The sequence below is a fragment of the Microbacterium sp. genome, assembly GCF_031988965.1.
In the GTDB taxonomy this organism is placed as follows: Bacteria; Actinomycetota; Actinomycetes; order Actinomycetales; family Microbacteriaceae; genus Microbacterium.
Genome location: NZ_DALZXX010000059.1, coordinates 5,996 through 16,366 on the forward strand (window position 1 = coordinate 5,996; position 10,371 = coordinate 16,366).

The 10,371-nt window shown below is 67.8% G+C and carries 13 protein-coding genes and 1 tRNA gene; 12 read left to right on the plus strand and 2 right to left on the minus strand.

From position 1 onward, the window contains the following. The coding region (locus RTM68_RS10990; protein ID WP_396654225.1) for an HSP90 family protein at positions 1-1,301 on the minus strand (1,301 nt) is incomplete at its 3' end. 190 nt (positions 1,302-1,491) lie between these two features. Between RTM68_RS10990 and RTM68_RS10995 the strand changes: the two genes are divergently transcribed. The 8 genes from RTM68_RS10995 to RTM68_RS11030 all read left to right on the plus strand — a co-directional run bounded on the left by RTM68_RS10995 (position 1,492) and on the right by RTM68_RS11030 (position 6,894). Beyond that, a tRNA-Trp gene (locus tag RTM68_RS10995) sits at positions 1,492-1,564 on the plus strand. A 39-nt stretch (positions 1,565-1,603) separates the two neighbouring features. Further along, a complete protein-coding gene (gene secE / locus RTM68_RS11000; protein WP_194765229.1) occupies positions 1,604-1,876 on the plus strand; it encodes a preprotein translocase subunit SecE in 273 nt (90 codons plus the stop codon). A 41-nt stretch (positions 1,877-1,917) separates the two neighbouring features. Then, the gene (gene nusG, locus RTM68_RS11005) at positions 1,918-2,970 is read left to right on the plus strand and encodes a transcription termination/antitermination protein NusG (protein ID WP_312170769.1); all 1,053 of its coding nucleotides are present in this window, start codon (positions 1,918-1,920) and stop codon (positions 2,968-2,970) included. 348 nt (positions 2,971-3,318) lie between these two features. Further along, positions 3,319-3,750 (plus strand): 50S ribosomal protein L11, encoded by a 432-nt coding sequence (gene rplK / locus RTM68_RS11010; RefSeq protein ID WP_091226625.1) that lies wholly within the window; start codon positions 3,319-3,321, stop codon positions 3,748-3,750. 11 nt (positions 3,751-3,761) lie between these two features. Next, on the plus strand, positions 3,762-4,451 hold the full coding sequence (gene rplA, locus RTM68_RS11015; protein WP_056514047.1) for a 50S ribosomal protein L1: 690 nt from the start codon (positions 3,762-3,764) through the stop codon (positions 4,449-4,451). A gap of 159 nt (positions 4,452-4,610) precedes the next feature. Then, a complete protein-coding gene (locus RTM68_RS11020) occupies positions 4,611-5,429 on the plus strand; it encodes an amino acid ABC transporter substrate-binding protein (RefSeq protein WP_312170772.1) in 819 nt (272 codons plus the stop codon). Positions 5,430-5,432: 3 nt separating this feature from the next. Further along, complete coding sequence (locus RTM68_RS11025; RefSeq protein ID WP_312170774.1) at positions 5,433-6,098, plus strand: amino acid ABC transporter permease; 666 nt, start codon at positions 5,433-5,435, stop codon at positions 6,096-6,098. Next, positions 6,085-6,894: an amino acid ABC transporter ATP-binding protein gene (locus RTM68_RS11030; RefSeq protein WP_312170776.1), complete on the plus strand. Its 810-nt coding sequence runs from the start codon at positions 6,085-6,087 to the stop codon at positions 6,892-6,894. Before RTM68_RS11025 ends, RTM68_RS11030 begins: the two co-directional genes overlap by 14 nt. 22 nt (positions 6,895-6,916) lie before the next feature. Here the strand turns inward: RTM68_RS11030 and RTM68_RS11035 are convergent, their stop codons facing one another. Next, positions 6,917-7,582: a LysE/ArgO family amino acid transporter gene (locus tag RTM68_RS11035; RefSeq protein WP_312170778.1), complete on the minus strand. Its 666-nt coding sequence runs from the start codon at positions 7,580-7,582 to the stop codon at positions 6,917-6,919. A 71-nt stretch (positions 7,583-7,653) separates the two neighbouring features. Between RTM68_RS11035 and RTM68_RS11040 the strand changes: the two genes are divergently transcribed. The 4 genes from RTM68_RS11040 to RTM68_RS11055 all read left to right on the plus strand — a co-directional run. Beyond that, positions 7,654-8,526: a LysR family transcriptional regulator ArgP gene (locus RTM68_RS11040; RefSeq protein ID WP_312170780.1), complete on the plus strand. Its 873-nt coding sequence runs from the start codon at positions 7,654-7,656 to the stop codon at positions 8,524-8,526. 199 nt (positions 8,527-8,725) lie between these two features. Further along, positions 8,726-9,349 (plus strand): SipW-dependent-type signal peptide-containing protein, encoded by a 624-nt coding sequence (locus RTM68_RS11045; protein WP_312170782.1) that lies wholly within the window; start codon positions 8,726-8,728, stop codon positions 9,347-9,349. Positions 9,350-9,351: 2 nt separating this feature from the next. Continuing rightward, positions 9,352-9,969: a SipW-dependent-type signal peptide-containing protein gene (locus RTM68_RS11050; RefSeq protein WP_312170783.1), complete on the plus strand. Its 618-nt coding sequence runs from the start codon at positions 9,352-9,354 to the stop codon at positions 9,967-9,969. A gap of 193 nt (positions 9,970-10,162) precedes the next feature. After that, positions 10,163-10,371: S26 family signal peptidase (locus RTM68_RS11055; RefSeq protein WP_312170785.1), on the plus strand; the 209-nt coding region annotated here is incomplete at its 3' end.

The window sequence follows — 10,371 nt, forward strand, 5'->3', positions numbered from 1 at the left end:
TCGACGGTGAGCTGCGGATACAGATCGGGGAGCATCCGCACCAGGTCGGCGTCGTAGAGGTAGCCGCCGTTCACGAGCACCTCGGAGCCGGGCGAGATCCCCGCCACCTGGCGGAACTCGTCGACCGTCGCGGCGTAGCGCACGTGCGGGAACCGCTCGACGAGATCGCCGATGCGCATGGTGCCGTGCGTCGTCTCGAGGGTGAGCCAGCGCGTGATGAACCGGGCGAGCTCCTCGTCGTGACGCACGAGCGACTTGAGGCCGACCTCGTGGATCGCGACGAACTGCGCGAGGCGGTGCGGCTCGCGCAGACCCAGCTCGAGCACCCATCGACGGATGCCGGCGCCGAGCTGCTCTCGCACGCGTTCGAGTGCCGCGTCGTCGACGAGCGACTCACGGCTGGCGGTCGGCGCGAGACCGGTCGAGTCGACCACGGCGCGCACGAAGAACGCCCAGTCGGGCAGCACATCGTCGACGCGTTCGGCGAGGAGCATCCGGCCCAGGTACATGCGGGTCGCCTGGCGTGCGCCGGGCGGCGGGGCGTAGGGGAGCACGTAGGCGAGGCCGCGCGTGCCCGTGGCGGGCTCGGTCAGCTCGATCACGTCGAGGGGCGATGCTCCGAACAGGTCGCGGCCGTACTCCACCGCCTCGTCGGGCCTCTCGGCGGCGTCGAGGAAGGGAGCGCGGCGCGTGACGTCGATCTCGCCGTTCGGAGTGTCGATCGTCACGCGCACCGGAAGGAACTCGGCGAAGCTCGTCGCGAGCTCACGCACCGCGGCCGGGCGCAGCAGATCGTCGGCGTCGAAGCGGGGCACGAGGTGCACGCTCGTGCCGACGGGCAGGTCGTCGTCGATCTCGACCACGCGGAACGTGCCGTCGGCGCTGCCCGTCCATTCCACGGCGGAGCCGCCTCGGGCGCTGCGCGAGCGGATCACGATGGTGTCGGCGACCATGAAGCAGCTGAGCAGACCGATGCCGAACTGGCCGAGGTAATCGCTGCGGGGCAGGTCGAAGATGTCGCGCTTCGAGCTGCGGCCGACGGTGGCGAGCAGATCGGCGACCTCGCTCGCGGTCAGGCCCACGCCGTCGTCGCGGAGCACGAACTCGGGCGAGGTGTCGCTGAGCGGGGTGATCCGGATGCGTCCGCCCCCGCCGTCGACCTCGCGGCGCGCCGTGACGGCGTCGCGGGCGTTCTGCAGCAGCTCGCGCAGATACACCCGGGGGCTCGAGTAGATATGACGACTCAGCAGGTCGACGACCCCGCGCAGATCCACCTGGAACTGCTGCACGTCAGCACTCACCCGCATCCCCCTCCCGTCGGACCCGCTCGAGCCTAACAACAACACGGATGCGGCCGCCGGTTCGGAACCGGCCGAGGGATGCCGTATGCTTGACCAGCAGTTGTTGTCTGCATTCTTTCGCCGTGCCCCGGTCCTTGCGGTCCGGTTTCGGTGGCAGGATGAAGACGACACCCCGAGACCACCGGTCTCTAGGGCGGTAGCTCAATTGGCAGAGCAGCGGTCTCCAAAACCGCAGGTTGCAGGTTCGATTCCTGTCCGCCCTGCGCGTCAGCGCACGCTGACACACGAAAGGTACATTCAGGATGGATCAGGACGAACCGCGCGGCGATGTCGTCGCGGCCGGCGCCACCCGCGAGAAGAAGCGCGGGCCCCTCGGCTTCTTCGGGAGCATCGCCCTGTTCTTCCGTCAGGTCATCGCAGAGCTTCGCAAGGTCGTCACCCCGACCCGCAAGGAGCTGGTCAAGTTCACCGCGGTCGTGCTGGTCTTCGTTCTGATCGTCATGGGCATCGTCTACGGACTGGACACCTTGTTCGCGTGGGTGACGCACATTGTTTTCGGAGTTCCCGGCGCCTGATGCCCTTGCGGCTCGTGCCGCAATGATTGGAAAGAAACAACGTGTCTGAACGATATTCCGACGACGCCGACTGGGCGACCGCCGCTGAGCAGTCCAGCGAAGAGGACGAGGCCCAGGAGGGCGACGTCCTCGCCGCCGAAGAGCGTTCCGTCACGTCGGCCGAGCACGTCGCCCTCCACATCGAGGACGTCGACGGCGAGGACGACGACAGCACCGACGATGACACCGACATCGAAATCGACGACCCGGAGGCTGACGCGATCGTGAACGACGCTCTCAACCTGGACGAAGCGGCTGAGTCTGAGGCTGCCGCTGAGGTCCTCAATGATTCTGTGGCGGAAGAGACCGCCGAGCTCGAGGCCGCCGAGGCCGACGAGGTCACCCCGTACGACGGCCCCGACCTCGGTGCTGACGACGAGCTGGCCGACGACGAGCAGGCCGACGACGAGCAGGCTGACGACGACGCCGAGGAAGACCCCTACGAGGCCTTCCGCATGGACCTGCGCATGCTCCCGGGCAAGTGGTACGTCATCCACTCTTACGCCGGCTTCGAGCGCAAGGTCAAGGCGAACATCGAGCAGCGCAAGTCGACGCTCGAGGTCGAGGACGAGATCTACCAGATCGAGGTCCCGATGGAGGACGTCGTCGAGATCAAGAACGGCCAGCGCAAGATGGTCACCCGCGTGCGCATCCCGGGCTACGTGCTCGTGCGCATGGAGCTCACGGAAGACACCTGGTCGGTCGTGCGCCACACCCCGGGTGTCACCGGATTCGTGGGCAACGCCCACAACCCGACGCCGCTGCGCTTCGAAGAGGCCTTCAACATGCTGAAGTCGCTCGTCGAGGTCAAGGACGCGCCGACCGCCAAGAACATCGCGTCGAAGGGCGGCGTCGCCGTCGCCCGTCCGCTGCCCGCCGAGGTCGACTTCGAGATCGGCGAGACCATCACGATCAAGGAGGGCTCGTTCGCGGGTCTTCCCGGTTCGATCAGCGAGATCAAGCCGGAGAGCGGCAAGCTCACCGTGCTCGTCTCCCTCTTCGAGCGCGAGACCCCGGTCGAGCTGTCGTTCGACCAGGTCACCAAGATGGTCTGACACCCGCTTTCACGAAAACGGCCGCCCCGGTTCGGGGTGGCCGTTCTCGCGTTTCCGGGGCGCCGTGGCGTGCTCGCGGGGTCGAAAACGCCCCCAGCATCCAAACGGGGTCGAAAAGGCCCCCAGAATCGCGAGTTCCGGAGCCTTTCTGGCCGCGCCTGTGAGCGGAGGCCCCAGGCGCGGAGATCCGGTGCGCGGCGTGCGCAGTATTCCAGCCGCCGTCGGATCGGGTAGACTTATGTGGTTTGTGTGCCGCTTCGGCGTGCGCGCAGACGACCGCAGCCCGGAGATGCCGGGTTCGCGGGAGAGCGGATGCATCCGGCATCCGTTCGATGAAAGGAAGAGGATATGGCACCGAAGAAGAAGGTGACCGGCCTGATCAAGCTTCAGATCAACGCCGGTGCAGCCAACCCGGCGCCGCCGATCGGCCCCGCGCTCGGTCAGCATGGCGTCAACATCATGGAGTTCTGCAAGGCGTACAACGCCGCGACCGAGTCGCAGCGCGGCAACGTCATCCCCGTCGAGATCACCGTCTACGAGGACCGCAGCTTCACCTTCGTCCTGAAGACCCCGCCTGCCGCGGAGCTCATCAAGAAGGCTGCCGGCGTGCCCAAGGGCTCGTCGACGCCTCACACGGTCAAGGTCGCGAAGATCACCAAGGACCAGGTCCGTCAGATCGCCGAGACCAAGCAGGCCGACCTGAACGCGAACGACATCGAGGCTGCCTCGAAGATCATCGCCGGCACCGCCCGTTCCATGGGCATCACGGTCGAGGGCTGAGGAGAATAATCATGGCTACGAAGTCCAAGGCTTACAAGGCTGCCGCCGAGAAGATCGAGGCAGACCGTTTCTACACTCCCACCGAGGCAGTCGCCCTCGCGAAGGAGACCGGCTCGTCGAAGTTCGACTCGACCGTCGAGGTCGCGCTGAAGCTCTCGGTCGACCCCCGCAAGGCAGACCAGATGGTGCGCGGCACCGTCATCCTGCCCCACGGCACCGGTAAGACCGCCCGCGTCATCGTCTTCGCCACCGGCCCCGCGGCCGAGGCAGCGATCGCCGCAGGTGCCGATGAGGTCGGCGGCGCCGAGCTCATCGAGAAGGTCGCCGCAGGCTGGACCGCGTTCGACGCGGCCGTCTCGACCCCGGAGCTCATGGGCCAGGTCGGTCGTCTCGGAAAGGTCCTGGGTCCGCGTGGACTCATGCCGAACCCGAAGACCGGCACCGTGACCCCGAACACGGCCAAGGCCGTCGAGGAGATCAAGGGCGGAAAGATCGAGTTCCGCGTCGACAAGCACGCCAACGTGCACTTCGTCGTCGGCAAGTCGTCGTTCTCGGCTGAGCAGCTCGACGAGAACATCGGCGCAGCGCTCGAGGAGATCGTCCGCCTCAAGCCGTCGAGCTCGAAGGGCCGTTACATCCAGAAGGGCGCCGTGTCGACCACGTTCGGCCCCGGCATCCCGCTGGACGTCAACTCCATCTGAGTGTGATTCCGAAAAGGCCCCCGCGACTGCGGGGGCCTTTTCTGCATCCGCGATCGACATCCGACGTCATGAGATGTGGGATGCTGGCGACAGTCCACGTACTGTAGGTGAGTTCCGCGCCACAGCAATCGCGCCTCACCGCACCCCAGGAGGGTACCCATGTCCCGTCGCCTCATCGCCGTCACCGCGCTCGTCGTCGCCGCCGCAGCGCTCACCGGATGCAGCGGAAGCACCGCGCCCGCCGAGAGCAGCTCGAGCGGAGAGGGCTCCGGCAGCGACCTCGGTCTGCTCAAGGACGGCGTGCTCACGGTCGCGACCGAGGGCACCTACCGTCCCTTCAGCTTCCACGACGAAGACGGCGCGGGCGACCTGACCGGCTTCGACGTCGAGATCATCGAGGCCGTGGCCGAGAAGCTCGACCTCGACATCGAGTTCCAGGAGACCCAGTGGGACGCGATCTTCGCGGGCCTGGATGCCGGACGCTTCGACCTGATCGCGAACCAGGTGAGCATCAACGACGAGCGCGAGGCCAAGTACCTCTTCAGCACCCCGTACACCGTGTCGCCCGGTGTGATCGTGGTCGCCGAGGACGACGACTCGATCTCGTCGTTCGACGACCTCGCAGGCAAGACCACCGCCCAGTCGCTCACCAGCAACTGGTACGAGCTGGCCACCGAGTCGGGAGCGACGGTCGAGGGCGTCGAGGGATGGGCGCAGGCCGTCGAGCTGCTGCGCCAGGGTCGCGTCGACGCGACCGTGAACGACAAGCTGACCTTCCTCGACTACGAGACCACGAACAGCCCGTCCGGGCTGAAGATCGCGGCCGAGACCGACGACGCCGGCGAGCAGGCGTTCGTCTTCACCAAGGACAAGACCGACCTGGTCGAGGCGATCGACGGCGCCCTCGAAGAGCTGCGCGCCGATGGCACGCTCGCCGAGATCAGCGACAAGTACTTCGGCGAAGACGTCACGCAGTAGTCCATGGAGAACCCCTGGCAGCTGTTCCTCGACTCGCTCGGGCCCATCGCCCTGGCGGGTGTGACGGTCACGGTGCCGTTGGCGCTGCTGTCGTTCGCGCTCGGGCTGGTGATCGCGATCCTCGTCGCCCTGATGAGGATCTCGGTCAACCCGATCGTGTCGGGTGTCGCGCGGTTCTACATCTCGGTGATCCGCGGCACTCCGATGCTCGTGCAGCTGTTCGTGATCTTCTACGGCCTGCCGTCGATCGGGGTGACGCTCGACCCGTGGCCGAGCGCGGTCATCGCCCTCTCGCTCAACGTCGGCGGATACGCCGCCGAGGTGGTGCGGGCGGCGATCCTCTCGGTGCCGAAGGGGCAGTGGGAAGCCGCGTACACGGTGGGCATGAACCGCACGCGCACCCTCACGCGCGTGATCCTGCCGCAGGCCGCGCGGGTCTCGGTGCCGCCGCTGTCGAACACCTTCATCTCGCTGGTGAAGGACACGTCGCTCGCGTCGCTGATCCTCGTGACCGAGCTCTTCAAGGTGGCCCAGCAGATCGCTGCGGCGACTCTCGAGTTCATGGTCGTCTACCTGGCGGCCGCCCTGGTCTACTGGGTGATCTGCCTCGTCCTGTCCTTCGGGCAGAGCGCGCTCGAGAGGAGGCTCGACCGCCATGTCGCTCGCTGATCACACGTCGACGGCCGACCGGCTGCTGACCGCCCGGGGACTCCACAAGAGCTTCGGCGACAACGAGGTGCTCCGCGGCATCGACCTGACCCTGCACCGGGGAGAGGTGGTCGTGTTGATCGGCCCGAGCGGCTCCGGCAAGACCACGGTGCTCCGCGCGCTCAACGGCCTGGAGACGCCGGATGCCGGCGAGATCGTCGTCGCCGGCGGACCCGACATCGACTTCGCCCCGACCGAGAGGGTGTCGGCGCGCGTGCAGAAGCAGAAGCGGCTGGCTCTGCGAGACCGCTCGGCGATGGTCTTCCAGCATCACAACCTCTTCCCGCACCTCACGGTGCTGCAGAACGTGATCGAGGGTCCCTGGCGCGTGCAGGGTCGCCCGAAGGCCGAGGTCGTCGCCGAGGCGCAGACGCTTCTCGCACGGGTGGGACTGTCGGACAAGGCGGATGCGCGGCCGCACGAGCTGTCGGGCGGACAGCAGCAGCGGGTGGGCATCGTGCGCGCACTGGCGCTGCGGCCCGATCTGCTGCTCTTCGACGAGCCGACCAGTGCGCTCGATCCTGAGCTGGTCGGCGAGGTGCTGCTCGTCATCAAGGAGCTCGCCGACGACGGGTGGAGCATGGTCGTCGTGACGCACGAGCTGAGCTTCGCCCGCGAGGCCGCCGACCACGTGCTGTTCATGGACGGCGGGGTCGTGATCGAACAGGGCCCTCCGGCGCAGCTCTTCGGTGCGCCGCAGCACGAGCGCACGCAGCGCTTCCTCACCCGCATCCTCCGCCCGCTCGACGGGGACTGATCCGCCGCGGGGAGGCCGGGTCTCAGCCGCCGAGCACCGGCAGCACGAGACTGATCGCGATCGCGATCATGACGACCGCGATGATCCCGTCGAGGATCCGCCACGACCGTTCGGTGCGCAGCCACCGACCGAGATGGCGGGCGCCGAATCCGAGGGCGGTGAACCACAGGATGCTGGCGGCGATCGCACCCGCCGCGAACAGCCAGCGGTCGTCGCCGTGAGTGGCCGCGATCGACCCGAGCATGAGCACCGTGTCGAGGTAGACGTGCGGGTTCAACCAGGTGAGCGCGAGGACCGTGAGCAACACGGGCACGAGAGCGGTGCGGGTCGCGGTCATCGCGCTCGTCGCAGCACCCGACGGCACGGATGCCGTGGCGGCAGGCATGTCATCCACGCGCAGCTCTTCACCGCCGCGCAGCGCACGGCGCGCGGCGAGGATCCCGTAGACGAGCAGGAACGCGGCACCCGCCCACCGGGCGACCACGACGAGCCACGGCGCCGCCGCGATGACGACCCCCAGCCCCGCGACCCCGGCGGCGATCAGCAGCGCATCGGAGAGTGCGCACACGATGACCACGGGGAGCACGTGCTCTCGCCTGATGCCCTGACGCAGCACGAAGACGTTCTGTGCGCCGATGGCGATGATGAGGGAGAGGCCGAGTCCGAGACCCGAGAACACGGAGAGCATGAGTCAACCGTAGGGAGGGAATCATCGACAGCACCAGCGAGGATTCCTTGTGAACCATTAGCCTGGCTTATGTGAAGATCGATCCGGAACTCGCCTCCACGGTGGCGGCCGTGGCTGACGAAGGCACGCTCGACGCGGCATCCCGTGTGCTGCAGATCACGCCCTCGGCGGTCAGCCAGCGGCTCAAGACGCTCGAGCAGCAGCTCGGGCGGGTGCTGGTCGTCCGCTCGAAGCCCGCGCGGCTGACGGAGGCGGGGGAGGCGGTGGTGAGGCTCGCCCGCCAGGTCGAGCTGCTCGAGCACGACGCGCTCGGCGGCCTCGGGCTCGACGGCGATGCGCCCCGCATCCGCATCCCGCTCGCGGTCAACGCCGACTCGATGGCGACCTGGTTCCTGCGACCGATCGCCCGCTTGTCGGCGGTGCACGATATCGATGTCGACCTGCATCGGGACGATCAGAACTTCACGGCCCGTCTGCTCGAGTCGGGCACGGTCATGGCGGCGGTCACCAGCGAGCAGATGCCCGTGGCGGGATGCTCCGTCACCCCGCTCGGGGTGCTGGAGTATCGGGCGATGGCGGAGGCGGGTTTCGCCGAGCGCTGGTTCCCCGAGGGGGCGACGCCCGAGGCTCTCGCAGTCGCGCCGTTCGTCGACTTCGATCGGCGTGACACGCTGCAGCACGAATGGCTGCGGACCAGGGGAGTGGCGGCGCAGGGCGTGCCGCGACACTACGTGCCGGCATCCCATGACTTCGCGCTCGCGGTGCGGCTGGGACTCGGATGGGGGATGGTCCCGCTGCTGCAGCACGATGACGCCCTCGTACCGCTCGGCGGCGATCCGGTACGGGTCGCTCTGTACTGGCAGCAGTGGAATCTGCGCTCCGACCTGCTCGACACGATCGCTGCCGAGGTCGCGGCGGAGGCCGCCCGAGTGCTCGTGCGCTGACTCGGCGGAGATGGTCGGAGGATCGCCTGATGGGAGGCGATTTTCACTGAATGAATGTTCAATCGATATACCGATACCCCTTGTGATCGGCCATTATCTCGATCAGGATGGCTCGCAACACCTGAATACGTGGATGCAGGTCGCGGAGGGCGACCATTCCCAGGCATCCGCGAGAGCCGATTCCTGAGGGGGAACGAACATGGCTACGAAGGACACGCAACGCAAGGTTCTGGCAGTTCTGGCGGGAGGAGTGGTGCTCGGCGTCGGCGTCGGCGTCACTCTCGCCGCATGGAACGACTCCGAATTCGCGACCGGAACATTCACGGCCGGTTCGTTCAACCTCGAGGGCTCGACGACGAGCGCCACTGCCGACTACGCCGAGCACAATGTCGATGACGGTGACGCCGCCGCGTCGCTCGTCTTCCAGCTGCCCGAGGTCGCGGCGTCGATGTCGCCCGGCGATGTGGTCTACGCGCCGTTCTGGGTGCGCCTCGACAGCACCACCACGAATGACGCCACGCTCATCCCGGCGGGTATCACCGCGGGGACCGGTGGCAACGAGCCGAACCTGTCGTACACGGTGACCGCCATCGAGGCGGGGGACACCTGTGACGCGACGGCCACCGGCACCGTGGTCGCCTCGGGTGCGACGTTGAGCGCGCAGACGGGCGCCACCTCTGTGCCGTTGGCGCAGGGCGCGACCGCCGGAACGCCCGGCACGCCGGTGCAGCTGTGCTTCGCGGTCACCGCGGGCGCAGGACTCGAGCAGGGTGAGACCGCCGTCGCGACGTGGGAGTTCACCGCCACCTCCATCGACAACTGATCATGGCTGACACCCGCAGCGGCATGCGGGAGGCGAAGCGGCTGCGCTCCCGCCGAATACGTGCCCTGCTCGCAGCAGGGCTGGTGTTCGGGGTGGGCGCGACCATGACCCTCGCCGCCTGGAACGACTCGGAGTACGGCAGCACGACGTTCACGGCGGGCCGGTTCGACATCGTCGGCGCCACGGACGGCACGACGTTCTCGAGTCACCCGGTAGGCACTCCCGCCGCACTCACCTTCACGGCGCCGTTCAACGCCATGGTGCCCGGCAGTACCGTGTACTCGCTCTTCAGCGTGCGGACGGCGAACCCGTCGGTCGCGGGCTCGCTGCAGCTGAGCGTGGCCTCGACCACCGGCACGGGGCTCGCGACGTTCCTGCGATACGGCGTCCGCACGATCGCCGGCACCGCGTGCAACGCCACCACCTACGCGGCCGGAACCTCGGTCGTCCCCGACAGCTCCGCCATGAACACCGCAGGAACGGTGACTCAGGCGGTCGCAGCGAACTCCGGATCGACCACGAACTACTGCTTCGCTGTCTCGCTTCCCGCCGCCACCGACAACACGGCGCAGGGACTCACCGCCGTGCAGACGTGGCAGATCCTCGGAACCGCATCCTGAGGTCGACCGAGGGGGTGTGCGGACGATGGTGGAAGGCCCTGAGCGGGTGACGCTGACGACACGGAACACGGCGTCGACGACGACACGCACGAGGAGAGAGCTCCGAGAGCGGGCCGCCGAGGCGGGGGCATCGCCGGCGCCACCCGCGGCATCCGCTTCTGCGACGCGTCGCAGGGGAGGCGGTGTCGGACGGATGCTGGCCGACATCGCGCTGTGGATCGCGGCCGTCGCCGGGGTCGTCTGCATGGTGCTCGTGATCCTCGCTCTCACGGCGAACATCACCCTCATCATGTTCCGCACCGGATCGATGTCGCCGACGATCCCCGCCGGTTCCGTCGCCGTCGTGCAGCGGATACCGGCATCCGCGATCGAGGTGGGCGACGTGGTCACCGTCGATCGTCC